Origin of the sequence: Planococcus kocurii (assembly GCF_001465835.2) — a bacterium.
Lineage (GTDB): Bacteria > Bacillota > Bacilli > Bacillales_A > Planococcaceae > Planococcus > Planococcus kocurii.
In genome coordinates this window covers 89,940-116,363 of the sequence record NZ_CP013661.2, presented here as the reverse complement: position 1 = coordinate 116,363, position 26,424 = coordinate 89,940, and the positions used below count along the sequence as shown (strand labels likewise).

Annotated in this window: 26 protein-coding genes and 1 other annotated feature; of the genes, 20 read left to right on the top strand and 6 right to left on the bottom strand. The window is 35.9% G+C overall.

Annotated features, from left to right (window positions below; genetic code table 11):
• The first annotated feature begins 4 nt into the window (after window positions 1-4).
• The 4 genes from AUO94_RS00615 to AUO94_RS00600 all read left to right on the top strand — a co-directional run bounded on the left by AUO94_RS00615 (window position 5) and on the right by AUO94_RS00600 (window position 3,779).
• Window positions 5-1,825: a HesA/MoeB/ThiF family protein gene (locus tag AUO94_RS00615; protein ID WP_156423918.1), complete on the top strand. Its 1,821-nt coding sequence runs from the start codon at window positions 5-7 to the stop codon at window positions 1,823-1,825.
• Window positions 1,818-2,336 carry a Mov34/MPN/PAD-1 family protein gene (locus AUO94_RS00610; protein WP_058385432.1) on the top strand — a complete coding sequence of 173 codons (519 nt, stop codon included), beginning with the start codon at window positions 1,818-1,820 and terminating at the stop codon, window positions 2,334-2,336. Before AUO94_RS00615 ends, AUO94_RS00610 begins: the two co-directional genes overlap by 8 nt.
• Before the next feature lie 750 nt (window positions 2,337-3,086).
• Window positions 3,087-3,497 carry a DUF4181 domain-containing protein gene (locus AUO94_RS00605; RefSeq protein WP_058385431.1) on the top strand — a complete coding sequence of 137 codons (411 nt, stop codon included), beginning with the start codon at window positions 3,087-3,089 and terminating at the stop codon, window positions 3,495-3,497.
• A 75-nt stretch (window positions 3,498-3,572) separates the two neighbouring features.
• Window positions 3,573-3,779, top strand: coding sequence for a hypothetical protein (locus tag AUO94_RS00600; RefSeq protein ID WP_058385430.1), 207 nt, complete (start codon window positions 3,573-3,575; stop codon window positions 3,777-3,779).
• 123 nt (window positions 3,780-3,902) lie between these two features.
• Here the strand turns inward: AUO94_RS00600 and AUO94_RS00595 are convergent, their stop codons facing one another.
• Together AUO94_RS00595 and AUO94_RS00590 are read right to left on the bottom strand one after the other, a co-directional pair.
• Window positions 3,903-4,097 carry a hypothetical protein gene (locus tag AUO94_RS00595; RefSeq protein ID WP_058385429.1) on the bottom strand — a complete coding sequence of 65 codons (195 nt, stop codon included), beginning with the start codon at window positions 4,095-4,097 and terminating at the stop codon, window positions 3,903-3,905.
• 763 nt (window positions 4,098-4,860) lie between these two features.
• Complete coding sequence (locus AUO94_RS00590) at window positions 4,861-5,307, bottom strand: site-2 protease family protein (RefSeq protein WP_058385428.1); 447 nt, start codon at window positions 5,305-5,307, stop codon at window positions 4,861-4,863.
• Window positions 5,308-5,536: 229 nt separating this feature from the next.
• Here AUO94_RS00590 and AUO94_RS00585 point away from each other — a divergent pair, with 229 nt between their 5' ends.
• From AUO94_RS00585 to AUO94_RS00555, 8 genes are all read left to right on the top strand, one after another.
• Window positions 5,537-7,351 (top strand): M3 family oligoendopeptidase, encoded by a 1,815-nt coding sequence (locus tag AUO94_RS00585; RefSeq protein ID WP_058385427.1) that lies wholly within the window; start codon window positions 5,537-5,539, stop codon window positions 7,349-7,351.
• A gap of 303 nt (window positions 7,352-7,654) precedes the next feature.
• On the top strand, window positions 7,655-7,900 hold the full coding sequence (locus AUO94_RS00580; RefSeq protein ID WP_058385426.1) for a hypothetical protein: 246 nt from the start codon (window positions 7,655-7,657) through the stop codon (window positions 7,898-7,900).
• 21 nt (window positions 7,901-7,921) lie between these two features.
• Window positions 7,922-8,122, top strand: a complete 201-nt coding sequence (locus tag AUO94_RS16950) for a GNAT family N-acetyltransferase (protein ID WP_082707479.1) — start codon at window positions 7,922-7,924, stop codon at window positions 8,120-8,122.
• Window positions 8,123-8,325: 203 nt separating this feature from the next.
• Entirely contained in the window at window positions 8,326-8,607 is a 282-nt protein-coding gene (locus tag AUO94_RS00575) for an AbrB/MazE/SpoVT family DNA-binding domain-containing protein (RefSeq protein WP_058385425.1), read from the top strand.
• Window positions 8,608-8,690: 83 nt separating this feature from the next.
• A complete protein-coding gene (locus tag AUO94_RS00570; RefSeq protein ID WP_058385424.1) occupies window positions 8,691-9,059 on the top strand; it encodes a type II toxin-antitoxin system PemK/MazF family toxin in 369 nt (122 codons plus the stop codon).
• 224 nt (window positions 9,060-9,283) lie between these two features.
• Entirely contained in the window at window positions 9,284-10,213 is a 930-nt protein-coding gene (locus AUO94_RS00565) for an aminoglycoside phosphotransferase family protein (protein WP_058385423.1), read from the top strand.
• A gap of 622 nt (window positions 10,214-10,835) precedes the next feature.
• A complete protein-coding gene (locus AUO94_RS00560) occupies window positions 10,836-12,425 on the top strand; it encodes a sensor domain-containing diguanylate cyclase (protein ID WP_058385422.1) in 1,590 nt (529 codons plus the stop codon).
• A 991-nt stretch (window positions 12,426-13,416) separates the two neighbouring features.
• Window positions 13,417-15,057 (top strand): thiamine pyrophosphate-binding protein, encoded by a 1,641-nt coding sequence (locus AUO94_RS00555; RefSeq protein WP_058385421.1) that lies wholly within the window; start codon window positions 13,417-13,419, stop codon window positions 15,055-15,057.
• A 302-nt stretch (window positions 15,058-15,359) separates the two neighbouring features.
• Here the strand turns inward: AUO94_RS00555 and AUO94_RS00550 are convergent, their stop codons facing one another.
• Entirely contained in the window at window positions 15,360-15,956 is a 597-nt protein-coding gene (locus AUO94_RS00550) for a hypothetical protein (protein ID WP_058385420.1), read from the bottom strand.
• 413 nt (window positions 15,957-16,369) lie between these two features.
• Window positions 16,370-16,583, top strand: a binding site (T-box leader).
• Window positions 16,584-16,637: 54 nt separating this feature from the next.
• On the opposite strand from AUO94_RS00550, the gene argS reads away from it, so the two are divergent.
• Window positions 16,638-18,329 (top strand): arginine--tRNA ligase, encoded by a 1,692-nt coding sequence (gene argS, locus AUO94_RS00545; RefSeq protein WP_058385419.1) that lies wholly within the window; start codon window positions 16,638-16,640, stop codon window positions 18,327-18,329.
• A 286-nt stretch (window positions 18,330-18,615) separates the two neighbouring features.
• Window positions 18,616-18,828 (top strand): hypothetical protein, encoded by a 213-nt coding sequence (locus tag AUO94_RS00540; RefSeq protein WP_058385418.1) that lies wholly within the window; start codon window positions 18,616-18,618, stop codon window positions 18,826-18,828.
• Between the two features lie 219 nt (window positions 18,829-19,047).
• Here the strand turns inward: AUO94_RS00540 and AUO94_RS00535 are convergent, their stop codons facing one another.
• Window positions 19,048-19,503, bottom strand: a complete 456-nt coding sequence (locus tag AUO94_RS00535; protein ID WP_058385417.1) for a GNAT family N-acetyltransferase — start codon at window positions 19,501-19,503, stop codon at window positions 19,048-19,050.
• A 351-nt stretch (window positions 19,504-19,854) separates the two neighbouring features.
• Entirely contained in the window at window positions 19,855-20,385 is a 531-nt protein-coding gene (locus AUO94_RS00530; protein WP_058385416.1) for a DinB family protein, read from the bottom strand.
• 164 nt (window positions 20,386-20,549) lie between these two features.
• Between AUO94_RS00530 and AUO94_RS00525 the strand changes: the two genes are divergently transcribed.
• A complete protein-coding gene (locus tag AUO94_RS00525; RefSeq protein ID WP_237150158.1) occupies window positions 20,550-21,125 on the top strand; it encodes a nucleotidyltransferase family protein in 576 nt (191 codons plus the stop codon).
• Between the two features lie 47 nt (window positions 21,126-21,172).
• Here AUO94_RS00525 and AUO94_RS00520 read toward each other — a convergent pair whose 3' ends face one another.
• The gene (locus AUO94_RS00520) at window positions 21,173-22,057 is read right to left on the bottom strand and encodes an alpha/beta fold hydrolase (RefSeq protein ID WP_058385414.1); all 885 of its coding nucleotides are present in this window, start codon (window positions 22,055-22,057) and stop codon (window positions 21,173-21,175) included.
• A 255-nt stretch (window positions 22,058-22,312) separates the two neighbouring features.
• Here AUO94_RS00520 and AUO94_RS00515 point away from each other — a divergent pair, with 255 nt between their 5' ends.
• The 5 genes from AUO94_RS00515 (at window position 22,313) to AUO94_RS00490 (ending at window position 26,226) form a co-directional block, all read left to right on the top strand.
• Window positions 22,313-22,846, top strand: a complete 534-nt coding sequence (locus tag AUO94_RS00515) for a nucleoside/nucleotide kinase family protein (protein WP_058385413.1) — start codon at window positions 22,313-22,315, stop codon at window positions 22,844-22,846.
• A gap of 641 nt (window positions 22,847-23,487) precedes the next feature.
• Window positions 23,488-23,985, top strand: a complete 498-nt coding sequence (locus tag AUO94_RS00505; RefSeq protein ID WP_058385411.1) for an NUDIX domain-containing protein — start codon at window positions 23,488-23,490, stop codon at window positions 23,983-23,985.
• A gap of 116 nt (window positions 23,986-24,101) precedes the next feature.
• Window positions 24,102-24,746: a zinc dependent phospholipase C family protein gene (locus tag AUO94_RS00500; protein ID WP_058385410.1), complete on the top strand. Its 645-nt coding sequence runs from the start codon at window positions 24,102-24,104 to the stop codon at window positions 24,744-24,746.
• Window positions 24,747-24,851: 105 nt separating this feature from the next.
• Window positions 24,852-25,403, top strand: a complete 552-nt coding sequence (locus AUO94_RS00495) for a P-loop NTPase family protein (protein ID WP_058385409.1) — start codon at window positions 24,852-24,854, stop codon at window positions 25,401-25,403.
• A 28-nt stretch (window positions 25,404-25,431) separates the two neighbouring features.
• Window positions 25,432-26,226: a phosphotransferase gene (locus AUO94_RS00490; RefSeq protein WP_058385408.1), complete on the top strand. Its 795-nt coding sequence runs from the start codon at window positions 25,432-25,434 to the stop codon at window positions 26,224-26,226.
• The last annotated feature ends 198 nt before the right edge of the window (window positions 26,227-26,424 follow it).

Sequence of the window (26,424 nt, the reverse complement as noted above, 5' to 3'; positions counted from 1 at the left end):
GTCTATGAAAATTCCTAATGAGGTTCTACTTACGGGACGTAGAGCTACGGAATTCGTAGAAGGAATTGAGATAATCGATGATTTAAGGTGGATAGAACCCATAAAAAAATGGGTTCTTCATTGTTCGTTATACTCGGACGAAATTGAATCTGCTGTAATAAATAGTTATACCGAATGGTATATATTAATTGACGATGATTATCCAAGAGGAAATATTGGTTTTTACCCGTCAAAACAAAATAGCTTAACTCAAACATTTCCACATCAGATGTACAATTACGAAGGCAATAATGATTACCCATGGAGAAGCGGTTTATTATGTCTAGATTCAAATGTAACAACATTAGGTAGGCTTGTTCCTAATGAAGAGCCACACCAAGAAGAAGTTCGTTTATCTTGGCATATTATAAGAGCCATAGAATGGTTAATAGCTGCTTCAAAAAGTAAACTCACTTCTCAAGACGAACTCTTTGAGTTGATTGATTTTCCTGAATTTTCTTCATTAAAAATTGGTTTTTCTGAAGACTCGAGATCATTTGCGTTTTGGAATTCAATTGGAGTTAAATATGGAATTGCCACTTTCTCAGCTCTACATAGTGGAATTTTTTTAGTAAGAGAGTTTAAGAAACTAAACGGATTATGTTTAAGAAATACTGAATGGGGATATCAATCTTCTCAAGCTAAAAACGATAATAGAATTATAGGTTCTTGGATATTATTAAAAGAAATCCCCCACCTTAAGCCATGGCAAGCTCCACTGACTTGGAGTGAACTTACAGAAATATGTGATAGTCAAAAAATAGAACTTGGAAGTATTCTGCGCCAGATTAAAAAAAGGCAAAAATGCAAAGGGAAATTAGTTCACATACTACTGATTGGGTTCCCTATCAAAGAAAAATTGAATGAAGAATACACTGAAATATTTTGGAAAGGAATAGAAATTCCTCTTTTAATTGATAACAGTCTCAACCCTAAAACAGCTAAGTTAGATATTAACAGTAGCAACAAAAATGAAAAAAAAGTTACTATTAATAGCCGAAGTAAAGTAAGGTGGATGCATTCATTCAATTGGTCAAAAAATGCTGTCATGAGCCGCGGCATGTTACCTAAAACAATTAGCGATTCAAGAATATTGCTAATAGGTGCTGGGGCACTTGGCTCTTCTGTTGGAGAGTTATTAGTCAGAGCAGGTGTAGAGAAGCTAGGGATTGTTGATCACGACAATTTAGAAATGGGAAACCTTACTAGGCATACCTTGTTACTAACTGAAATAGGAAATAATAAAGCAGAGGCGCTGGCTAAGCGACTAAATAAAACCTCACTTCACTCTAAGGTAAAATCATATCCTGGGACGTTAAAATATAATCTAGAAAATAACTTTGAACAGTTAATAAAATATAATGTGATACTAGACTGTACGGGAGAAGATGAGGTTTTAATACAGTTGCAACAACATCAGTGGTCTGATACAAAGCGATTTATTTCTATTTCGCTAGGATTTGCGGGTAGAAGGCTATTTCTTTTTAGTAATAACGGCTCTTATTTTCATTATAGTCTGTTTAGAAAATGTGTTAATTCCTGGTTAGCCGAAGAAAGTACTCAATTCAACGAAACACCACTACCGAGGGAAGGGTTGGGTTGTTGGCACCCACTGTTTCCTGCTAGAGCTGATGATGTGTGGATTTTAGCTGCCACTGCTATTAAAAAGTTTGAATCAATATATGGTGAAAGAGAATCTTCAACATTTAGTGTATATGAACAAGAAAATAGCGACGGAAACTTCAAAGGAATTAATCTAATTCATAATGAGGTATTCAATGAATGATTTAAATTTTACTAGTGAAAATCAAAATTTTAAAGTAGTTATTCCTAATATAGTACTAGATGAAATTCAGATACTCTGCAAGTCATCCTATCCAAATGAAACAGGCGGTATATTGATTGGTTTCTACAATGAGCAATATACTTCCGCAATTATTTCTAAGTTTATGTCAGCTCCACCAGATTCAAAAAGCGGACCTACATGGTTCGTAAGAGGAATTAACGGTGTGAAAAAGAAGTTAGATCAATTGTGGTATAAAAAAAATGAATACTATATTGGGGAATGGCATTACCATCCCGATAGTAGTTCAACTCTAAGTAATCAAGATATTAAGCAAATGAGTGAAATCTCGTGTAATGAGAATTATAAATGTCCCGAACCTGTATTACTGATAGTGGGCGGTAGATATAAATCTTGGGAATATAGTACTTACGTGTTTCCGAAAAATAAGAAATTCATCCAACTCGATGTAGTAGATGAATTCGGTGGTTCTAAAGAGCTGGACAGCCGTTGAAGCCGTTACTTACGATTGTCTTTTTATTTAGAAAACCAGTTTTTACTACTTTGATATTTCAAGTTAAAAAAGGTATTGCGATTTGAGTCTTACTGTATATGTTCGTAAAAGTATTAAGAAAAAAAGAACGTTCGTAAAGTGCTTTGACACATTTACGAACGCTCTTTTTTGGATTTTAAAGCTATTTTGCAAGCGTTCGGAAAAGTGTACTTTTACGAACGGTTTTATTTGTACTACGTTGATTTTAGTTTCAGGTATTTATACTTAAGAAATATTGTTATAATTCAATTAACAAATTATTCATTTTTATCAATTTATATCTAGTTAAAATAATGATATGTAAGGAGGAGAACTGATGGAGACGATATTTTTATTCTCTTTAATGATGATAATCTTAGCTATAGCAGTACTTAATACTTCCAAAGTTGAAAAGCTAGAAAAAAGAATAAAGCAACTTGAGGGGAAACAATAACTTGAAAGGTTTTCAAACTCCTAAACGTGTAGTTACTAATTTTTCGTTTTACCACTGACTTTTAAGTAGAGTATCGAGTTGAGCATGAGTCATAATCAAAAAATCAATGAGCTACAAACTGATCTGAAGGATTTTGTGAAACTCCCTAAAAAATTTAATTAGATTTTTTGTTGAAAAGACTGGAATGTGAATGTAACTTAAGTGCAGTTAAGTTACATTCACATTAGGCGAAAAAGTATGCTAGAAATTTTTGTTGAACTACAGGAGGTGATAGTGAGATGGTCTGGTTAAAATTTATTGGATTTTTTTTATTCGTAGTTCTTATAGTTGCTCTTGTTAATCTCGCATTAAGAAAAATATTTAAGATCAAGAATGAAGGAAAAGGACTCTTTTCATTCAATTATGTAAACAAGTTGCATCTGAAAATTGATTTATCTATCAATGCAACAGCAGCTGTGGCATACATAATTTGCTTTTATCTTTTAGTTTCTAAAGGATACTCAGTAAACGTTTTTTTAGTTTCGGTAATTCTATTTACGATATTGAGCCACTCGGTACAAGCCGTTTTTGAATGGAAATACTCACAGAATCCGAAAAAAATCATCTTAACTATCAGTGAAATGTCTTTAATCGTAATAGCTTTAATCTTAACGATTCAATTTGATTTATTTAACTCCCTAATATCTTAAGTGTGAATGTAACTTAATGTGAATTAAGTTACATTCAACATAGTAAAAGAACTATTTTGAAGAGGGGTGAAACAGATGGAACGTTTCAATATGAACTTTCAAAATAAAAGAGTGAGGGTTTGGTTTGCTTTTGTATTACCTTTGATTTTGCTGGCCGTGCTACTATATATTTCTCTTCCAAAAGAGTTTGAGTTCATTCCAACCCTTATAATTATTGTTGGATTTGTCATCTATCAAGCTTGGGTTGTGCTCGATAAGAGAAAACAAAGATCTAATAAATAGTTTTATTTTAAAATTGAATGCAGCATAATAGCAATTAAGTTACATTCAGTTCCGTATAACTCCTTCTTTTTGGCTTTAGTGACTGCTGGTAAGTAATATAATAAAAACCTCTTGATTTTAAGATCAAGAGGTTTTTATATCAGACGATTTTTTTAAAGATTTGTTCATAAAGAAAATATAGAAAACAGTAACAAATGCGGTCTGCATAAAATTGTCAAACCAATCAAATGAGCCTGATTTGCTATAATCGAAACCAACTAAAATAGCAAATCCTCCTATGAACAACAAAAAGTAGTAAAAAGGACGATTAATTTTCATAATAAAACTCCTTCAGAGAGTAGCTATAAATTTAAATTCAGAATAACACAACTAATACACATTACCAAATAAAGGATAATCCGAATGTGACTTAAGTCTAATTAAGTTACATTCAAAATAAGTAAAGAACCCTTCAAAATCGAAGCATTCTTTTCTAAAACGATATGAAGTTTTGAAAAAGTGAAATAGTCAAAATTACAGTTGATAATGTACCTAGAGCTGTAAACGTTATGATATTAAGTTTGTTTTGCTTTTCTGAAGGTTTACTAAGTTCATAGGTCACTGCAATCCAAATAATTATCGATACTAGAGGAATAATACCCATAGTCATATTCAACATCTCCTTTTTGGAATATTTTAACTTAAGTAATATGTTAACACAAAATACCATTTTTGGAGTTACTACATCGGATAAATTTTAAAGCTTTTCTATTCAGAACCCTGATTCTACAGACTTCACCTGAAAATTATTCTGAACTAATTTCATTAGAAAAAATGATACATTCAGAATACTGTTCTGTAAGATTTTCAAACTTGAATCTCAAGAGATGTAGGTTTACATATCGCAGCTTATCGGAAGCTATGTGTATTTTTAAGGAGGAAAGAGTCTGTAACTAGCACATCTTTTCTCCTTTTTGCTTGTGAATTCATTCTTTTACGAACGGTTATTTAAAATATGTTAAAAGGCTTAACTATTTTCACTAGCTCACTTGATACTTTTATGTACCTGCTATTAGAAAAAGAATGAAAGCTGTAGTTCTGATCACCTTTTGTATAGCTCTACTAATTTTTTACCATCAGTGTCACCAAAGATAGTAGTGAGTGGAACTAAATTGATGAAAACATTTAAGTAAGATACGAATATGAAGCTATCTAAATAATGACGGAAAACTCCAAGCTCATATCCAGTGGTCACATCCAGAACCAGCGCGCTAATTAAGTTAAATAGCACACCACCTAAAAAGAAGAAGGACTTTTGAGTGGTGCTCATCCAGTTGATCGTATTTGGGACGACTCTTCCACCGGCAAAATAAGCATTTCTGATATTGAAGTTGTTCTTTTTCCATAGAATTTTACCATTCCCAATACTGAACTCATTGATCTTCCCACCAAATAGCTTAAGAAAAAAGGCATGTCCGGTCTCATGAATAAATGCAACAAAAGGAAAAATAAACAAACCAATGATAATGAAGTTAACTAAGAAATTCATATTTTATCTCCTTTTTCTCTAGATAAGCATTGAACCAATCCAACGATTGCTAGTTTGACCTTTCGTACTCATATGTAAATTGATAACATGGTACAAATACGTATAACTAGAGAGTTGGTTTCACTAATTGCTTAGTTAGCTTACTGTAATTTCATTAAAGACAGCACAAACAGTTTATCGGAAGTAGCAGCTATTTTACCGGTAAAGTAAAAAGAAGAGGAGACTGACATTGAATCAAACAGTTAAACAAAATTGGAATTTAGATTCTTTATACGAAGGCGGAAGCCAATCAGTAGAGCTAGGAAAACTCATAGATCGGTTGACGGAGAATCTTCATATCTTAAGTAAGAATTTCGAAGCTCAAGAAGCAGCAATAGAAAAAAAGGAACTTCAAAAAATTCTCGATATTGTGTACCAGTTTCAATCTATGCTGAGTGAATGGGAGGAATTGGATGAGTTCTTGATTTGTGTGTATGCCGAGAACGTGAAAGACAGTGCAACGTTCGTTCTTATGGACCAAAGTGCTAAGATCAAAGTAAAGTTGGATTCCGTAAAAATTAGCTTAGACCACGTTCTTGCTGCGATTCCTGAAGATGAATGGACTGAATTTATCAACTTGGAAGCAGTGGAACCCATTTCGTTTTATTTAGAAAAACAGAGACAGGCAGTTCATGACCAGCTCCCTGCTGAAATGGAAAGGCTCATCAGCGTTTTATCCGTTAACGGAATAAAGGGATGGGAAGAGCAACATCAACTGATGCTATCGCAATTGAGAGTTTCCATAAAAATAGATGGGAAGATAACAGAGGTATCGATTGGCCAAGCCTTAAACCATGCGATTTATTCAAAGGATCAGGATTTACGCCAACATGCGATTCAAGGAATAAAAGTGGCTTGTGAAGGTGAAGCTGCCTCTTTTGCTTCCGTATGGAATCGAATTGCCGGTTCTCGGTTAGACATATATGAACAGCGTGGCTGGACCAATCAATTAAAAGAAGCAGTTGAACAAAATGATTTAGACGAAAAGACCATTCATACTGTACTAGCTTCAATTGATCAGAATAAGAAAATTTATCAAGCCTATATTCAGCGCAAACTGCAATTAAGTCAGACTAAAAAAACGAGTTGGTTTGATTTGGTTGCTCCCGTATTCGCCCCTGTCGAGAAAGTGTCTTATGCTGAAGCGAGGAGCTTAATCCTTAAGCAATTTTATCGGTTCAATGAAAAGTTAGGTCATTTTGCGGAAATGGCGTTTGAAGCAGGCTGGATCGAAACGGAAAATCGACCCAACAAGGCAGAAGGAGGGTTTTGTGCATCCATGCCGTTGGCAAAAGAAAGCCGAATATTTTTCGCTTATCGAGAAACTTATCAGGATGTCGTAACCTTAGCTCACGAATTAGGTCATGCTTACCATAACTTTATCCTTCATGAGGAACCGGCTCTTGCCCAACGGAAAGGAACAAGCGTTGATGAAACAGCTTCTACTTTCATGGAAAACCTGGTATTAGATGCCGTTATTAATCAGACCACCAATGAACTGGAAAAACTGGCTCTTCTCGAAATAAAAATCAAAAATGGTTTGATGTACGTTGGAACCGTACCCAATATGTTCCGGTTTGAACAGGCCTTTTATGAAAAAAGAAAAAATGGTCCGTTGAATGTCGAGGAAATAAAATTACTGCTGAGCGAAGCAGAAAATTCCTTCTATGAAGGAGAAATTGAAGAATTGGCACTTTATAAGTGGATGTATACGGTTCATTTTTATGACGCTGAAAAACCATTCTATAACATTCCTTATACTATCGGTTATTTGTTCAGCAATGGCATTTATGAATTGGCAAAATTAGAACCTAGTGGATTTAACGAACGATATGACGAACTATTGCGCAACTCTGGAAGAATGACAGTGAAACAATTGGCACAAACCTTTTTAGGGAGAGATTTATCAATGAGCGAATTTTGGAATGCCTCCCAGCAGTCGTTAATTGGAGCCATTGAAGAATACTTGAGACTGACTGAAAAGTATTGTAACGAAAGTAACTAATATCTTTGTAGCATCAAATAGGTTTTCATTACCATAAAATGTCTTTAAAGTTAATATGAGAAATGGTGAAAGTAGCTTAATTGACATATGACCAATTACCGGAAGAAGAGGCTCAAACCTGAGTCTCTTTTTGTTTTGAAAAGTGAACTTTTAGGAACGCTTTATTTCTATAAGCTGTTTTTCTTTGAGAATGAGCTAGAGGAATGACAAAACAAACGATAGGGAAATAATGGTATAATTAGTTGGGATGAAATAAAATATAGAACATTCTAGAATTTTTATAAAATGTGAGGAGTGACTATTATGAAAACAAAACTACAACAAATGACAGAGGAAGAATTTGATCGTTACTTGGCATATTTTATACCTGACTACGCTAAAGACTTATCTGAAAACTATATGATTCCATTAGAAAAGGCGATGGAAGAATCAAAAGATTTAATGGAACAACTCCTTCCAAACAAACAAGGCACAGAAGGCCAGTTAGTTTACACTATTTATTCAACCGAAGAAGATAAAACAATTGGTGTGATTTGGTACACTATCTAATCCGAAAGTAATAAAGCTTATATCTACCATATTTTAATCAAGGAAGAGTTTAGAAAGAAAGGATTCGCTACCTTGGTATTGAAAGAATTAGAAGCAAACATGAAAAGTGCTGGGATTACCTCTATGGGATTAAATGTTTTTGGCAAAAATCCTAATGCTTATAAACTTTATAAAAAACTGGGCTATCAAACGCAATCAACAGCAATGGGGAAAAGAATCTAAAATAAAAAGTGAAGAAGTTTATATATTCCGGATTATCGGAAGTAAAATAAACAGCTAGATGGATCAAAAGAGTTTATTCCGAATGGTGACTACTTTTTAATCGAGTTCCATTATAAAAGAATCTTAAAAGAGCTATTGCTTGCCGAATGTAGATACACTGTATATACTTGGTGTATAAATAGCACTCTGAGGAGTTGATTCACATGCCGCAAATCAAGCAGAAAGTTAGTCACCGAGAGGCTAAACTTCAGAATTGGGGTAACAGTAAAGCAGTTAGGCTTACAAGAGATATCCTTGAGGAAGCCGGATTTAATGCAACTGATGATGCTGTATTTGATGTAGAGATTGAACCAAATCGAATTTCATTAGTTCGAAAAAGCCAGTTAACTCCGTTTCAAAAGTTATTTGTTGGTTATAATGGTGAAAAACCTGAGCCTGAAGCACTTTGGGATGAAGTAGAACCAGTCGGAAAAGAAGAGTGGTAAGCAATTAATAGGCTCAAAAATCGTTTGCCTGTACTTAATCCTCAATGGAAAAGTACAGGCACTATTTAATTGGAGGAGTAGTGATGACAAGATTTTTTAAAGTTGGGGATATTATAAAGGTCGATATGTCGCCGGCAAAAGGGCACGAACAGCAAGGTTATCGTCCAGCCATCGTTGTTTCAGAAGAAAATGTACATAAAGAGACCGACTTAATTTGGGTTTTGCCAATCACCAATACGAATAAAGGTTACCCGACTCATGTACCGGTAAATGGAAGAACCAAGAATAACAAGAACAGCGTAGTAAACAATCAGACAACCGGATATGTATTGTGTGAAAAGATAAAGGCAATTGATCCATTGGCTAGAGCTGCAAGATTAACAGACGAGGCCGATCAAGAGTTGATTGAAGAATGCAAGGCTATCATCGATGCCATTACTTTTATAGGGTAAAGAAAGTAAGACCAATCATTATGATTGGTCTTTTTGAGTACTGAAATTCATTTTGTTCGTAAAAGTGTACTTTTACGAACCCCTTGTAACTTGCATAATAACTTTTGAACTGTCGTTTCTAAATTTTCTGCTTATTGGTAATATAATCATATACATATTCGAATAAGATAAATGCTGGAAACAGTCCACGTGAAAAAGACTAAACTGAAAGCAGGCAGAATTTAATGAAAGCTAAAACAATTGCAAAGAATTTTGGTTTTGAATTAGAAGAAGAGCCAATCAGTATCTATCCGTTCTCGCCAGTTTACCGGCTAAAAAGACCTGAAGGCGACTTTATCGTCAAAAAAACGCAACATCCAATTCAGAAAGCGAATCGTCTCATGAAGTATACAAAAACAATAAACAAACAAGGCATTGAGGTGATTATTCCAGCAAAGATTTCTGTAGAAAACCCGAGGACTTTCGACGAAGAAACCTACGTTGTTTATCCGTTTATTCATGGAGAGTCTTATGTAGGGAAGGATTGGGAAATCCAAGAAGCAGGAAGGTTGCTTGGAAGAATTCACGCGCTATCTCCTGTTAATAATGAATTTGAACTGGATATCTACAATGTATTTGATTTCACGGAAGAGGAAGTCACAGAGAGCTTCCAGCACATTGTGCAAAATGCAGCTCCACACGGCATCACGATAAATCCAAAATTAGAAGTCCGGCTTCTGCAAGCGGTTCGTCAACAGGCAGAGCTGAAGCAAGCAGACCTTATTTCCGTTGCAACACCGCATGATTTTAAAGCGAATAACCTTGTCTATACGCCAAAGCCTTATTTGATTGATCCGGATAATGCTGGATGGATTCCGCGAATTTTTGATTTGGCGCTGGTCCTGTTGTTATTTCACAATGAACTGGTCTCTGCGCCAGATCGACCTTTTACAAAACAGCAGTGGCACCTGTTTTTACTAGGGTACGGGGAATTTGTGATCCTATCTCAAGTGGAGAAAGCGAACTGGCTAAAAGCACTGAAACATGTTTTCCTTGATGAAGTCATGTGGCTAATGGCAGATGTGGAAGAAGATTGGCAGAATTCAGTACAACGCACGTTGTTTGAAAATCTTATCCAGTTGTTCTTAGATTTTGAAGAGTACAGTTTAACTTGAGTAATATGGAGTTAATTGAAGAAATAACTAGGTTTTGAATGTACCATAAGTCTAATTAAGATATATTCAAGACCCTTACTCTAAAGAAGTCAGAAGTACTTCGAAAGAAAATGGATTTATTAGGGGGAGTAATCCCTTCAAAAGATGCATTTTAAGAATTTAAAACTGTATTTTTGAATGGATGATATTTAACATATCGTAGCTTATTGAAAGCTGTGTAAATAAGAGAGGAGAGAAGAGGTATTTCAAAGCACCTCTTTTTTCTCTTTTCTTAAAAAGTAATCATATACTAAAATCCCTTTTTATAGATGAGAAAAGAATATTTAAGATATTGAGGTAAATAATGGTATAATTACCTTGAAGTATAAGGGAATATTCACCATGTGTAAATCAAGACTAGTACATGAAAATAATAGAAATGTATGTTAAAAAATGCGCATAAAATTTCTCGTGGACTACAAAAAAGAAAAGAAAGACCTTTTGGTGTTGGATGAAATTATCATGACCAATTCACGGAAAAGTGGACTTCTTTAGGACGTATTTTTTAACAGCTATTTTTCGCTCTCAATGAAACTACGTCTTTTTAAATAATTATTTTATAGGTTATTAAGGAGTATATTAAATGAGAAAAACTTTCACTACTCGAAAAGTAAGTTTAGCAACGTTGTTATCTTTACTTGTCTCCGTTTCTGTGATATCAACTCTTTTGATTCTTACGATTTCGACTTATCATTCGAATAAAGAGTCCTTAACATCAACTTACTTGGCGCTTAATTTTTCCAAGGCTAAAAAGATGAGCCATTCTGTCGACTCATTATTTATTTCGATGAGAACCCATTTAAAATCTACCGCAGAGTTTTTGGAAGACCATGAGGAGATGACTGATCCAGAAATCCAGGAGCAACTAGAGCTTTTAAGAGTCAGCAGTGGCTATTTCAACTCTTTATCGTGGGTTGATGAAACGGGAGTTATCCGAGTTAACAGTCCAGGGGGCATTGGATTGCAAGGAACAAAAATAACCTCTGGTGTTACTAAAGATGTCTTAGATGCACGAGTGCCCATGCTGACTAAACCTTATGTGGGTCCCTCGAATCAGCTACTAGTTTTGATGAGTCAACCCATCTATTCGAATAATGGAACTTATAGAGGGATGATCGGAGGAACCATTTATCTTCAAAAAGAAAATGCCTTGAATCAGATTCTTGATAATGAGGCGAGTGATACTAGTGGTTCCCACTACTATGTTGTTGGCCCCAACGGAATATTGTTGTTTCATCCACAAAGCCAGCGGATTGGTGAAAATTTTTATGAACATTCACTGGTACGTAAAATAGCAGAGGGAAAAAGTGGAACAGAGATTGCGGAAAATGCCATAGGAGTTTCCATGCTATCAGCTTATAGTTATGTTCCAGAAGCAGGATGGGGAATTGTGCAGCAAACTCCGTATTCATTTGTTGAGAATTTACTGCTAACTGAGCTCCGGCAATTGCTAATGAAGGTGTTGGTGCCGTTTTTGTTTTTGCTTCTGTTGTCAATCTTGATCGCGCGAAAGTTAGCAGCTCCTTTTAATCGACTGGGCACTCTCGTAAATCGATTAGCTGAAGGAAAACCGATTTTCCAATCGGAAAAGGAAGTTCTGACAGAAGCTCATTGGAACCGGGAAGCGGACCTGTTAACCAAAAGTGTGGGTTTGGCTTTTGAAACAATCGAAAAAAATAATCTGCAACTCACTCAATCTGCACAGACCGACTCGTTGACAGGACTACTGAACCGGAGAAATCTGGACGAAGTTTTAAGCATCTGGTCAGCGGAAAGCCGGTTGTTCTCTCTACTGGTGCTGGATATCGATCACTTCAAGTCCGTTAATGACACGTATGGACATCAAGTGGGAGACAAGGTTTTAAAAATGATGGCCGAAACACTTTGTACAGTTGTAAGAAAAAATGATGTTTGTTTTCGATATGGAGGAGAAGAGTTTGTTATACTTCTTCCCCATACCGATTCTCAAAGTGCTTATAATGTGGCAGAAAAGATTAGGGGAAAAGTTGAAAAGACCAACTACATACCTAATAAAACCATTACAGTATCTATTGGAATTTCAGAATATCCAGCACAAACAAATTCGGTAACCGAAATTTTCGGGTTCGCGGATTCGGCATTGTTTACATCAAAGGTCGCAGGAAGAAACCGAATTACGATTTACTCAAGTTAAGCGAAATTCACTTATCCTTGTTAACCTTTTATAATCCGATTTGTAAAAAAAGTGTTCATCCTATTTTGTTACTGAATGGCAATCAAGGCTAAAGTATTAATCATACAGTTTTTGAAGAAATAACTGAGGATTTAATTCGATGGTTGGAAGAACATTTTGAGCAATAAGAAAGAAACTCAAATAAGAGCTTCTCAGATTGCAGACAAATGAATTTTTATGTTAGTTAAAGAATAAATAGTCGATTCATCTTGGGGATACAGGATTCTGCGTTCCATGCGGACGCTTTCCGCGGACAAGTCTTTGCGACGAAGCTAGCGCAGCGATACAGGAGCATCTCTTTGCTCTTCGCCGCATTGCACTCCGAATCCTTAAGAGAGTATTGATTAAAAGCAGATTCGTTGGTTACTCTCGCTAATCTGAGTCACATGCTGACAACCGGTTAAATTATACATTATTATTCATTTTTATAGACTTTGTCTACAGTCTGAGAAGCTCAAATAAGAGCTTTTTCTTTTTGTATGAATGAATCTGTACTACTATTATTTACTGAGATTTTCTTTTTAATACTGTATATTCCTCTAATGGAATTTATGGTAAACTTTACATAAATGAATTTTCTAAATTAAAAGTAATTAAAGTGGCGAGGAGGTTTTATGCTGGAACACACATCTTAAAAAAGACGTAAGAGCAGAAAAAGGTATCGCCAGTTACGGGCATTACAACGAAGAATATCCTTTTAGTAATAGGAATGCAGAACAAGAAGATTCATCAGAATTTTTTGGTTTAAAAAAGATACGAATTTTTTAGATACCAATAACAATTGAATGATGAGTTGTTATCGTTTCGATTAGCTTCCAGAAGGCATTGAGACGAACGAATAACAAAATGTAATAGTTAAAAACTGTGGCACATTCAGAGTGCTACTTCAGCAGGCTGATAAAATTAAAAGTATTTACAGTATCTATCAATGTTTATGGAGAGTAGGTTTGGTATGAAAGCGGTTCGTAATGTTTTGGAATTTTTAGAGGGAAATGGTGTTAAGTACGTATTTGGAATACCAGCAGGTTCGGTCAATGCTTTTTATGATCAGCTTTTAGATTTTCCAGAAATCACTCCAATTGTCACAAAACACGAAGGGGCTGCCTCTTATATGGCAGCATCTTATGCAAAATATTCTCAGCAGCTGAGTGTGTGCATCGGCAGTAGTGGCCCCGGAGGCACTAATTTATTGACAGGAGCTGCGAATGCAATGCGGGAGCATTTGCCCATTCTGTTTCTTACTGGGGCAGTGCCGGTCAGCACAATGGGACTAAATGCTTCACAAGAACTCGATGCTCAGGCACTCTTTCAACCTATAACCAAGTATAGTGTTACGGTTTTGGATTCAGCGAATTTATTGGATGAGATTGTAAAAGCGACACAAATTGCCCTTTCTGGTATACCCGGACCGGTTCATGTTGCGATGCCAATAGATGTGCAAATGGGGAATGTCGAAAAACTTCCTATACCAAAGATAGAAATAGAGCGACATCCACCTATAGATGCGACATTAGTCAAACAAGTAGCTGATCATTTGCTGCAGAAGAAAAAAGGCTTTATCTTTGCGGGACAAGGCGTACGTAATTCGGTAGCGCAAGTACTAGAACTTGCAGAGTTGCTCAATTGGCCAATTGTTGCAACACCTGTGGCAAAAGGGCTTTTCCGGGAAGACCACCCTTTATTTTCTGGAGTGTTTGGTTTCGCCGGAAAAAATGATACGTCTTTGTTTGTGAATGAGGGAGATGCAGAAACACTACTTGTTCTGGGATCAAGTTTAGGTGAAACAGCGACAAGTAATTATAACCCAAATCTGGCAAAAGACCGATTCGTCATTCAAATTGATTTTGATTCTACCGTTTTTAACCGAAAGTATCCGGTTGATGTTCCAATACATGGAGATATGTCAGAGGGTTTAACTAAACTAATTGAAGAACTCAAAGCAAGAGGACTAGAGCGACCGACAACTGTGAAGGCAATTGGACGAGAGTCATCCGCTGATACAGAAGAGGAATTTAATACAAAGAATGTCTTACGGAAGTTACAGGAATTCTTACCAACTTCTACTCGATATACGATAGATATCGGAGAATTTATGGCTTATGTAATCCATGACATGGAAGTGTTGGAGGAAGACACGTTCGATATCAACGTACATTTTGGTGCAATGGGAAGCGGATTAAGCGCAGCAATTGGCTCGAAACTTGCTGAACCCAATCGACCGGTAGTTGCCATCACAGGAGATGGTTGCTTCTTTATGCACGGGATGGAAATTTTAACTGCGAAAGAATATAAATTGCCTATTTTGTTCGTCGTAATGAATAATGCGCGTTTAGGGATGGTATATCAGGGACATACGTTGCAATACAAGCGTTCACATCCATCCTTTGAACAAGAACCCGTCAATATTACAGCAATGGCTGAAGCATTAAATATCCCGAATTTCCGTGTAGATAGCTTTGAAGATTTATCTCAAAATGTGTTAAATGCATTAACTTATTTAAACGGTCCAGCAATTTTAGAGGTTGCATTGGTTGATAACAACATCCCGCCAATGGGAGATCGAGTTAAATTTCTTTCTTCTTTTGGGAAGTAGGAAAGAAATTGCTATTGATAAACTGATTTCTAAAAGGTTACTGTTTAAAAAGAGAGGCCATTTAAGTTTCAGTAAACGTAATATCATTAAGAAAATAGCGTAGGCGATATTGAAGAAATGAAGTTTATCAAAAGGCTATGCCTTATTTGAAAATCTATAGAAATAGAATAAACGCCACAGCTCACTTTGTCATAGAGCTGTGGCGTTTATGGATTAAAGCGTATACGAAGTGATTTTTACTAGGATGTACACTTGTCTAGTAAGAGCTAAAGCATTTTCTCAAGAGAAAGACGCTTATATCTTTATTTTTTAAATTCAGCTTTAAGAAGGTAGACAAGATCATATTGTGCTAGTTCATCTATGTGATTTTCAACATCGTTAAAAAAATCAGTAGATAGACTACTTATAACTTGATCATTTGAATAACTAATATTAGCTAATACCAACTCATCGTCAATCGACTTTTTTTCACCTTCAAGTTGTCCCCAAACACTTGCCATATCAACCAAATCTTCTGGATTAATTTCTATATTACTTACGGAACCTGTATGACCGTTACTACTAATTCCAATATTAAACGTCTGTTTTTCACCATCGTTCTCTAGTTTGGAGGTTGCAAAAATAATAGTACCGTTACCCTCTGCCTCTGCAGATAGAGAACCAACTATCTCCTCAATCAATGTACCTGATTGGTATTTTTCAACCCATACAGATACCTCTTTGTATTCACTATTAATACTGAAATCGAAAACAAATGATTTATCTGAAGTAGTTGTCAATATCGCACGTTCTTTCTCTGTTAATTCAACAGCAGAAATAGAGTTTGATTTTTCAACATCATTTGCACAGGCGCTCAAAAAAACGAACGACAGTGCGAGAAGTGTAGTTACTCTTTTCATTTAATGCCTCCTTTTATCTATCTATTCTATTATCTGTTTATAGTCTAGTTGCGTTGAAGAAACTAACTGAATATTTTTATTATATCGCAAGAAATAGATTTTGACTGATGATTTGCTGGAAATTCATCTTTTTACAAGTTTTGTATTGGTTAATCATTAGTTTTAACGAGTCTATATAAAGAAACAGTATGATAAAAGCTAATCTATGAGAAGAGAAAGCTATTATTCTTCTCATCTCAAAGCCAGAGTAGTCGAAACTAGTCAAGGACAATCTGGAAATTTGCAGAAGGCAAAAGCAACTAAAAAAGCTTCCTTTTTACTGAGTTAGCTATTTGAAAGTAATAATAAATAGGGTCTGTTCTTTAAGGAGTTTGACTTAAGGAAATTAGTAGGGTATGCTAATTGAAAAATATGTAAATTCTATGATGAAGAGAGTAGTTGTAATTAGATCCACTAGCGAGTCAGGGATGGTGAAAGCCTGATAGGTTCTATTACGATGAAGCGCACTTCTAAGAAACTGCCTGAATAGTTTAGTAGGGTATTGTCGGGATATCCCGTTATCATGTTGAGCCGGTCCATAATAGTTGGACAATAAGAGTGGTACCGCGGGGAAAGTCCGTCTCTGTATAACATATACAGAGACGGGCTTTTTTATTTTTATCTAAAAAAGGGGGAGATTGTATGGATTTATTGAGAACTTACGCTGATGAAATTGCTTCAAGTTTGAGCGGAATACTGGAGTTTAATGAGGTTGTGAAATTGATTGAACAACCAAAATATAGCACACAAGGAGATATAGCTTTCCCCTGTTTCACATTGGCAAAGCTACTTAAAAAGTCTCCAGTAGAAATAGCAAAAGACTTGGCACAAAAAGTTTCCCATCCTTTTTTTGAAAAGGTAGTGGCGGAAGGTCCGTATGTAAACTGTTTTTATAACAAAACTGTTGTCAGTTTAAAAACGATAAAAACAGTTTTACATAAGCGCACTGAATACGGATCTTCTGATATGGGACAGTCAAAGGTTGTGACTTTAGATTTCTCTTCTCCAAATATTGCGAAACCCTTTTCTATGGGTCATCTTAGATCAACTGTTATTGGTAACTCTTTAGCAAACATATCCGAAAAATGTGGCTTTCAAACAGTTCGAATCAATCACTTAGGTGACTGGGGAACTCAATTCGGTAAATTGATTGCTGCTTATAAAGCTTGGGGGAAAGAAGCAGATGTAAAAAATGAACCCATTAGTGAATTGTTGAAGCTGTATGTTAAGTTCCATGAGAAAGCTGAGGCAGATCCCGCCTTGGAAAATAGCGCGAGACTGTGGTTCAAAAAGCTTGAAGACGGAGATGAGGAAGCGAGAAAATTATGGGAATGGTTCCGAAACGAGTCTCTTCAAGAATTCGCTAAAATTTATAAATTATTAGATATTGATTTTGATTCCTATAATGGTGAAGCATTTTATAACGATAAAATGAATGAAATAGTGAAGTTGCTTGAGGAAAAACAATTGTTGGTGAAGTCAAATGGAGCTGACATTGTTGATTTGAGCAACTATAACTTGTCGCCATTATTAATTAGAAAATCAGATGGTGCTACACTATATGGCACCCGTGATTTAGCAGCAGCTGTTTTCAGAAAAAGAAATTATCAATTTGATAAATCCTTTTATGTAGTAGGACAAGAACAGACACTGCATTTTAAACAATTGTTTTTTGTGCTGGAAAAACTGGGATACGAATGGGCAAATGACATGATCCATGTTCCTTTTGGTTTCATCTTGAAGCATGGGAAAAAGATGTCCACTAGAAAAGGCACAGTAGTATTGCTGGAACAAGTCATCAAAGAAGCAATTGGACTGGCAGAGAAAAATATAGCTGAAAAAAGTCCGACTTTGGCTTTCAAGGACGAGGTTGCAAAAATGGTCGGAGTTGGAGCTATCATTTTTCATGATTTAAAAAACGAACGTCAAAATAATATAGAATTCTCGCTTTCAGAAATGCTGAAATTTGAAGGTGCTACGGGTCCATACGTTCAATATGCGCATGCAAGAGCTCGTTCGATTTTAACCAAGTCTGGCATTGATAGTTATCATCTCAATCCAGTGGGGTTAAATGATGACTACAGTTGGCCGATCGTAAAGTTATTACTTGCATTCCCAGAAATTATTGCAAAAAGCTTTGATCATGCTGAACCTTCACAAATTGCTAAATACCTAATTTTACTGGCACAAGAATTTAACACCTATTATAGCCACGTGAAAATACTAAACGAAGATCTTGAGCAAGAAGGGAGATTAGCATTGGTTCAAGCAGTAACAATTGTCTTAAAGGAAGGGTTACGATTACTGGGAGTCAAAGCACCTGAAAAAATGTAAGGAAGAAATTTAGCGAAGGGCACGAACTAACTCTTATTTTGATAATAAACGCTAGAAACGTTTTATCTAGGATTGAATATCAGGAAGGGAGGAGGTTAAAGTGCTTTTCTCTTGCTTTATGTCTAGGATCAAATCATATGTACCCGCTTCACTGTTTAGAAGTAGCTATCTGGAGTTCGTATGAGTATATTTAATATAAAGATATGAAATACTCCGGTATACTGAAAGGCTAAACGAAGAAATAGCGGATAGCACGGCCATTTTTTTACTTGAGGGAGTATGTAGAATGATGTTGAAGTACTATACGAAACGTTATGAAGTAATCAAGCAGGGAGCGTATCCGACAAATCGGAAAAAACGAATGTTGGCTACTCTTGTGAGTGACATGGAGGCAGCTTATGCGATTCCAATGCAGAGAGATTTAACGTGGGAGAAGGAAAATGAAGAGGTTTTCTCACTTTACCGTCAGGTTTCTGCAGATAAAGAACTATTTTCTTAATTCTAGTGGATTGCTTTCAAAAAGAAAACGCCCAACCAGGGAACTGGTTGGGCGTTTATGCTTTCGTGTGCAGGGTGTATAAATGTCTCGAATAGCGAGTGCTTTTTACGATAACTATAGATCACAAAAAGTTTATCGAGGAACGTTCGATTAATCGTTCGGACATTTGCGCAATACGGTCTCATCTTGTATGCATCCAAAAAACGTTTTTTTGATTCGTTAATCGACTAATTGTTTTACAACAGCCATTTCTTTGCCGAACCGATCTCCATGGTCCTCGAATCCCAAACTTGCATATAAATTATGGGCATTCAAGTTGTCTGGATGATAGCCGACGACAATTTTTGTGGCATGCAGTGATTTGGCCATCTCAGCAATCATTAATTTAGTTGCAGCTTTCCCAATTCCTTGACCTTGGAAGGCTTTGTCCACCATTATTCGGTATACCCAATAACCGTCAAGTTCCTCCGGAATAGAGTTATACATCAAAAAGCCGACTGTTTTCTCACCTGTATAGATGGCGTAAGGTTTTAAGCTAGTTTCAAACTTCGATTGAGCAATTGATACAGCATTTGGTTCCATGTATTGTACTTGTTCTTCTGCTACCTCTAATTCACAGCAGTCATACCAATTTTCTGCAGTCAATTCGACGATTTTCACATTTTCTATACTCATAATTTTCCCCTTTCGATTTTCGGGGAATGCGAAATAATGTTAATTAGGCGCTATCCCCTTGTACTCATTAATGGAAACGGTAATTTTGTTTGTCATAATAAACGCCTCCTTGTATAGCACTGGCTCGTTTAGTGAAATTTCTGATCCTGTTGACTATAGCATTTCTTAGTGAATTTTCCTAGATGATTGAGGAATAATATACCAAAAAATGTGTCATAAAAACCAAGAAGATAGAAGATTCGCTAGAAAAATGATGCATTCAATTGCTTATTTGTCCAAATTTATATACAACTTTTTTTAAACAGTAAATCTAGCTGATTTGGAAATTTTTATTGTTTGTGGGAATCAAGTCTAATAATTAAAATCTTTACTTTTTAACAATCTTTTAATTGTTCGAATTTGTCCGCGATGGTTAATCTCATCCTCCATGACATGGAACCAAAGATAGTAATTATTATAGAGAGTGCCACTAGGCCATATTTTTTCTTCTGCTAACCAACTGTCCTGCTTAGATTTTAGTAATGCTAAAGTGTCTTGTCGAACTTGATGTAATTCGTTCAAATAATAAACAAGAGGATTTTTTTGGATCTCCACTCTAGCTGTATCTCCAAGTTCTAAAGAAGTTCTCCATTTTATGTATTCACTTTCTGTCAGATCTCTATTTTCGCTTGAAATAGTTTGATGAACAAATTCAATAGATGCAATGTGGGTCAAAAGAGAACCGATGGAATTCCCTCTTTTATCGGATAAATAATCCAAATCTCTTTGACTTAAATCAAAAATCTCATTTAGCGTAACTTCTCTCGTATGTTCCAACATGGAAACAAGTTCCCCAATTTTTTCAGAAAAATTTTCTGTGGGTATTATTCGATAATCTATCATCTGGTTGCCTCCATTCTTTATTAAGATTACTCGTAATATAGATTTTTTTAAGACTTATAATTCCGAAAGTTTTGATATAATTATAGCTACACTGTAAAGACGACCACCTGATGATCTTTTTTCTCTGGCTAATAGTAAATACTTGTGGAAGGGGAGAGAAGTCCGTGATTAAAAGTGAGAACGATATTATTGAATTGATACGAAAAGACGCATGGATGATGAAACTACTTAAAACGGTGAAGGGATTAAATCTTCCTGATAGCTGGATTTGTGCGGGTTTTATTCGCTCGAAAGTCTGGGATACCTTGCATGGATATGGTGAAAGAACTACTCTACGGGATATTGATGTAATTTATTATGATGCTGAAAATTTAGATGAAAAAATAGAAAAACAACTAGAAAGCACCTTAGTAAGTTTACTTCCTAATGTGCCATGGTCCGTAAAGAATCAGGCACGGATGCATAGTAGAAATAGAGTAGCACCTTATAGTTCAGCTATTGACGCAATAGCAAAGTTCCCAGAAACTGCGACCGCGCTAGGAATTAAATTAGACAAAAACGATAACCTAGTATTAATAGCCCCTCATGGAATCATAGATGTAATTAGCTTAACGGTTAGACCGACTCCTTTTTTCACGGCAAATAAAGAGCGTATTGCAGTCTATCAAAAGCGCATTCAACAGAAAAATTGGAAGCTTACTTGGAATCGGTTAATCATTACCTTACATATAAATGAGTAAAAGCTTCTTCGATAAATGTAAAGTAACCTAGCATCAGTTGTCAGAGACTAAATGACCGTAAAAGGTGGAAATATGGCGCAACCTTCCCCCATGATCCACTTGCTGATAATTATAGCGATTTGTTGTGGTTCGTCCCATTGGATCATATGTGACGAACCACCTATAGCTATTACTGAAACATTTTCAACATTGCTTCGCAGCTGACCAATCCCTGTCACTCTTGCCGCGTTCAAGCTCTTAGGAAGTTCTGCATAAAGCAAGAGTGTTGGCATCTTGATAAATGGATAGACTTCTGTAAAAGGCTCTTTAAAAAATGCTTTGATAATAGCGAGAACGGTAAAAGTCGATGCTGCCAATTCAAAGTTTCCATCCTGTCTCTTTTTAAAAAGGGACGCAGCGTATTTCTCTTTGCGTGAATCCCACCGGTTTGTATACGTCAGGTACTCCTGGGAAATTTCTTCTTCATTTGCAAATACCGACTGTTCCATGTAATTTCTCCACCCTTTATAGACATATTCAAATGTCATTTCGGGCTGGTTTTGCGGGAAAGTAAAACCGCCATCAAGCATGATCAGACCCTCAATTTTTTCTGGATAAAAGCGTGTAAAATGCAGCGCCATATCTGCGCCCCAAGAATGCCCCATAAGATAAAAAGATCCGGAAATAATTTTTTCAATCACTTGATGAAGCCATGTTGCTAAATTCGAAAAAAGATAATCATCTTCATTTAAAAAAGAAGAAGTCTCTCCATGTCCAGGACTATCCACTACAATTAAGTGGAAATTTTCTTCAAGAAGAAAGGCAAGTTCATCGAAACTATACAACCCATTTCCTGCAAGTCCATGAAGGCAAACAATGCTCGGATTTTTAGCATCCCCGTATTCATAGTAATTCGCTATTCCATCTTGTGTAGTTATTTTATAGTTCTGCATTTTTCTCTCTCCTTTACTTGAAACTCAAGCATCCTGATTGGGTTGTGATGAAAAAGTAGTCGTTGCGGTAATACTATGTACAATTTATAAGTCCATATCGGTAAATCAAAAATCTGTACGCTTCTACTAATAAATAATAAAGTATTTTCATTATACTATTATTTCAGGCGGTAACTGGATTAAAATAGAAAAATTGGATATAGTAAATGAATCGTATTCTAGTTATCAGAAATAACTGTAAAAAGAGGTGGTTGTATGGATGAAGCAAAAAAACCTATTGTTATTGCCATTGCCAGTATTTCTGGTGGCGGAAAAACAACAATTACTAAAAAGTTGAATGAAAGATTACCAAATTCTAAAGCACTTTACTTCGATGAGTATGATTTAGAGGGCCCTGAAAATGTAATAGGTTGGCTAAATCGTGGAAATGATTATAATGAATGGAATCTTTCTCCTTTTGTAAAGGACTTGGAAAAATTGTTGACGGAACCTTTCGATTATATTGTATTGGATTTTCCGTTTTCCTATCGGCATGCTGACATGCATTCTTTCATCAGTTTTTCCGTCTTTATCGATACACCCTTGGATATCGCATTTGCACGTCGAACGATTAGGGACTTCCAACATAGCTCTACAGAAGAGATTATGGAAGCGATGAAACACTATACCTCACAAGGGAGAAGGGGCTATCTGGAGATGCTGTCTACAATAAAGCCAAGCGCTGACTTCGTCGTAGATGGATCTCAATCGGCAGCTAGAATTGTAAGTTTAATACTCGAACAGATATAACTGTTTTCAATTTCTGCTGGTAGAGAAAATGGAGAGAAGGAAAATATTTTTCGTTAAATTTTTAAACAATATTCCGGTAGAGTGACTAACTTTTTATGGTTGAACTAATTGGAGCTAAAATCGACTTAGTTAAAAACACGAAAGAAAACTTGAACAAACTGTATTTTTGGAGATTTGAAGAAAAAAGTAGGAGGCAAAAAATGGAATTGTACGTACTACAGTATGTAATACAGAAGAAATATTGGAAATACTGTTTGACTGAAGAAAAAATCATCAGGAGTTCCAGCTTCTCTAGTAATTAGAACTGAAGAAAAAGTTATGGGCTATGTGGGGCATATTGGATAGACAAGAATACGAACTGACTCGAGACGGGAGTTGTCATTTACGATAAAGAATACTGGAATGGAGGATATGGTTCTGAAGCTTATGAACTTTGGATCAATCTCCTTTTTAACTCTACCGAAATGGAGAGTAGTCAGAATTGCTTGCTAATTAATCACCAGTTCTTCTTATTGTAGTTACATTAAGGATGAAAGTGAAAGGTTACCGACACAAGAATATAAGAACGAACAAAGAAATGCTATTTTAAGTCAATACAAGTTGAACATTTTAACTTCATACTAGAAAGGAGGATTGGATATATGACCACGTCTTATGTCAGGTGGGGAGAAGCCACAGTTAAATTAATATGGGAAGCGAATGATTCCCTTCCTAATTATCAGTTAATAACTAGTGTGCATGGCTTTTGTTTTTATGAAGGTCAGTTGCTCTTAGTCGAATTGAATCATCGTGGATGGGATTTCCCTGGAGGACATATTGAAGAAAATGAAACTCCACAGGATTGTTTTCAAAGAGAAGCGATGGAAGAGGGATATGTTTCAGGGGATTATCAATTGCTAGGACACCTCATTGTGGATCATTCTGAAAATTTGATTTGGGATGAAAATGGGAAATATCCTAAGGTCGGGTACCAAGTATTTTATCGAATGAATATCGAGACATTGCATCCCTTTAAAGCGGAGTATGAATCCTCACAAAGAATATTCGTTCCAATCAATGAAGTTGGTTTATACTACCCGAAGTGGAATGAAATTTATCAAGAAATTCTTCTGGAAGCGGCTAATTTCAGAACGAAATAACCTAATGAAGCAAAGGTGGCGTTAGCCCTTTTCTCGAGGATTTTTTAAGAATGCATAGTCTGTAACGAATTTTCTTAATGATATACAGAATTTAATGTTAAGTAAGGAGTGTAGGGATGGGATCAAGAATCATGCACTTAATCATTGCAGATAAAGTATCAAAAAAATTACCAATTGAAAATAAGCAAGTTTTTCTTTTGGGTGCAATTTCACCGGATGCAGCTTTTACTAGAAAACGAAAAACGGATTCGCATTTTTTTGAGGGAAGCTTGGAGGATGGGACAAGATTTGTGAACTACAAGCGCTTCATCGAAAAATACCCGACTGAAATTCTAAATGAATATGCGCTTGGCTACTTGACGCATCTAATTTCCGATGATGTATGGATGAAGCAGGTTTATTTCAAAAATAATTTCAAAAATCGTGTAGATGCTGATCCAAGGCTGTTGGAAAGATGGCATAACGACTTTAGAAAATTAAACGGGAAACTAATTGAATGGTTTAACTGCAGGTATCTGAAGGGTGAATTAGTCGAAGACATTCTTTTCAAAAGCGCTATAGATGAAATCAAATTGGAGGATTTAAAAAAGTTTAAAGAAGAAACTCTTGAAGACTTCATATATAGTCAGGAAGATTTACTAAAAGAACTGGAAGTGTATTCATTCCAACAGATTTCAGGATATATTGATTTTTCAATTAAAGAAGTTATAGATGTTTGGTTGTCTTTGAATAAGGAGTCAACGAGCTCAAATTTATTGTAATACATGAAGATTGATCCTATTTATTTAATTTACATATTTTCAGATTATCGAAAGAGCAGATGTTAAAATGTATTTTTTCCAAGTTCTTATGTGGGAGGAGAAATGATGAATAGTAAAATTCATATCATGGGGGCTGCAGGATCAGGAACAACGACACTTGGCAACTCGTTAGCAAACGTCCTGCCATATACCCACTTGGATACGGATGATTATTTTTGGAAAACCAAATTCACTGAACAAAGATCTACACTTGAAAGACAGGAAATGCTTAAGGAGGATTTGTCGCGAGATGATCAATGTATCCTGACAGGCGCTGTAGCTGGCTGGGGAAACTGCTTTGTGCCTTATTTCAACCTAGTTATTTTCTTATGGATTCCATCAGAAGTCAGGCTAGCAAGGTTGCAAGAGCGGGAAATAGAACGGTACGGAAATGCGGTTTCGCCTAGTGGCAGTAGATACGAGGAATCGCAAGTTTTTCTGAAGTGGGCATCCCTTTATGACCATGCAGGCATGGAAGTCAGAAGCAAAGCCTTGCATGAACAATGGATGGCCGAATTATCTTGTCCACTTTTAAGAATCGAGGGTGACTATTCAATCGAAGAACGTGTTGCGAAGGTTATGAACTACTTGAATAGGAATAATTCAAGTCAAATTTAAGGGAAGTAAAATTGAGGAGGAGTTGAGCGTGCCCAATTATCAAGGTGAAGAAAAACTAGTTGGAGGAAACGTTTCGGATGTCTATCGTAATGGAGACACAGTTCACCGAAAGTTAAAGCCAGAAAGTTTTAAAATTCATGAGCTTTTAAAGCATTTAGCGATTACAGGTTTCCGTCAGTCACCCCAATTTTTAGGGATAGATAACAAGGGGAAAGAGATTTTAACGTTTATTGAAGGAGAGGCTGGTAATTATCCAGTAAAAAAGTATATGTGGTCAGATGAAGTGCTGCAAAAGATAGCGAAAATGCTACGTCTTTATCATGATTCAGTAAGCAATTTTTCATTTGATGACAGCTGGCAATCGTTGGATAATACTCCCCCGAATTATGAAGTGATGTGCCACAATGATTTTGCCATATACAATATTATTTTCAATCATGAAAAACCGGTTGGTATCATTGATTTTGATAATGCTGGTCCTGGCCCGAGACTTTGGGACATGGCATATACCGTTTATACATGTGTCCCTTTAAGTAGGTATAATTTAGCCGAAGCAGATAAGGGAGAAGGTTATTATGATTCTTCAACAGATGCTGATCGCATAAAACGGCGAATAAAGTTTTTTTTTGAATCTTATGGGGAGGATATAGAAGAAACGTTTTTGGAAATGGTATTGCTGCGATTAGAAGGATTATGTGAAACAATAGCAAGAAAAGCGAATGAAGGTGATCTAGCCTTTCAAAAGATGATACTAGAAGGCCACGTCGAGCATTATCAAAAGGAAGTTAAGTTCATTCGTGAATACGGTCATGAGTGGATATAATGTAGAATTTCTGAGTTTCACACAGTATGAAAAAAAAGTTGAGCAAGAAAATAAGCTTGGAACAGACTACTTGTTTAAAATCCGCCTCGATTTACAGGGTTTATTAATAAGTAGAAACACAATCTAATTTTGAGGTGTATAGATGGCCAGGTTATTCTTTTATAGGGATTAAGTCTTAAGGGGAAAAGATCTTATACG

Excerpts from the sequence above, each read along its gene's own strand:
- AUO94_RS00615 (WP_156423918.1), top strand. The coding sequence starts at position 5 with ATGAAAATTCCTAATGAGGTTCTACTTACGGGACGTAGAGCTACGGAA.
- AUO94_RS00580 (WP_058385426.1), top strand. The coding sequence starts at position 7,655 with ATGAAAACAAAACTACAACAAATGACAGAGGAAGAATTTGATCGTTAC.
- AUO94_RS00590 (WP_058385428.1), bottom strand. The coding sequence starts at position 5,307 with ATGAATTTCTTAGTTAACTTCATTATCATTGGTTTGTTTATTTTTCCT.
- AUO94_RS00605 (WP_058385431.1), top strand. The coding sequence starts at position 3,087 with ATGGTCTGGTTAAAATTTATTGGATTTTTTTTATTCGTAGTTCTTATA.
- AUO94_RS00595 (WP_058385429.1), bottom strand. The coding sequence starts at position 4,097 with ATGAAAATTAATCGTCCTTTTTACTACTTTTTGTTGTTCATAGGAGGA.
- AUO94_RS00520 (WP_058385414.1), bottom strand. The coding sequence starts at position 22,057 with ATGCAGAACTATAAAATAACTACACAAGATGGAATAGCGAATTACTAT.
- argS (WP_058385419.1), top strand. The coding sequence starts at position 16,638 with ATGGATTTATTGAGAACTTACGCTGATGAAATTGCTTCAAGTTTGAGC.
- AUO94_RS00565 (WP_058385423.1), top strand. The coding sequence starts at position 9,284 with ATGAAAGCTAAAACAATTGCAAAGAATTTTGGTTTTGAATTAGAAGAA.
- AUO94_RS00530 (WP_058385416.1), bottom strand. The coding sequence starts at position 20,385 with ATGATAGATTATCGAATAATACCCACAGAAAATTTTTCTGAAAAAATT.
- AUO94_RS00610 (WP_058385432.1), top strand. The coding sequence starts at position 1,818 with ATGAATGATTTAAATTTTACTAGTGAAAATCAAAATTTTAAAGTAGTT.
- AUO94_RS00600 (WP_058385430.1), top strand. The coding sequence starts at position 3,573 with ATGGAACGTTTCAATATGAACTTTCAAAATAAAAGAGTGAGGGTTTGG.
- AUO94_RS00495 (WP_058385409.1), top strand. The coding sequence starts at position 24,852 with ATGAATAGTAAAATTCATATCATGGGGGCTGCAGGATCAGGAACAACG.
- AUO94_RS00575 (WP_058385425.1), top strand. The coding sequence starts at position 8,326 with ATGCCGCAAATCAAGCAGAAAGTTAGTCACCGAGAGGCTAAACTTCAG.
- AUO94_RS00570 (WP_058385424.1), top strand. The coding sequence starts at position 8,691 with ATGACAAGATTTTTTAAAGTTGGGGATATTATAAAGGTCGATATGTCG.
- AUO94_RS00535 (WP_058385417.1), bottom strand. The coding sequence starts at position 19,503 with ATGAGTATAGAAAATGTGAAAATCGTCGAATTGACTGCAGAAAATTGG.
- AUO94_RS00555 (WP_058385421.1), top strand. The coding sequence starts at position 13,417 with ATGAAAGCGGTTCGTAATGTTTTGGAATTTTTAGAGGGAAATGGTGTT.
- AUO94_RS00515 (WP_058385413.1), top strand. The coding sequence starts at position 22,313 with ATGGATGAAGCAAAAAAACCTATTGTTATTGCCATTGCCAGTATTTCT.
- AUO94_RS00560 (WP_058385422.1), top strand. The coding sequence starts at position 10,836 with ATGAGAAAAACTTTCACTACTCGAAAAGTAAGTTTAGCAACGTTGTTA.
- AUO94_RS00500 (WP_058385410.1), top strand. The coding sequence starts at position 24,102 with ATGGGATCAAGAATCATGCACTTAATCATTGCAGATAAAGTATCAAAA.
- AUO94_RS00540 (WP_058385418.1), top strand. The coding sequence starts at position 18,616 with ATGATGTTGAAGTACTATACGAAACGTTATGAAGTAATCAAGCAGGGA.
- AUO94_RS00505 (WP_058385411.1), top strand. The coding sequence starts at position 23,488 with ATGACCACGTCTTATGTCAGGTGGGGAGAAGCCACAGTTAAATTAATA.
- AUO94_RS00550 (WP_058385420.1), bottom strand. The coding sequence starts at position 15,956 with ATGAAAAGAGTAACTACACTTCTCGCACTGTCGTTCGTTTTTTTGAGC.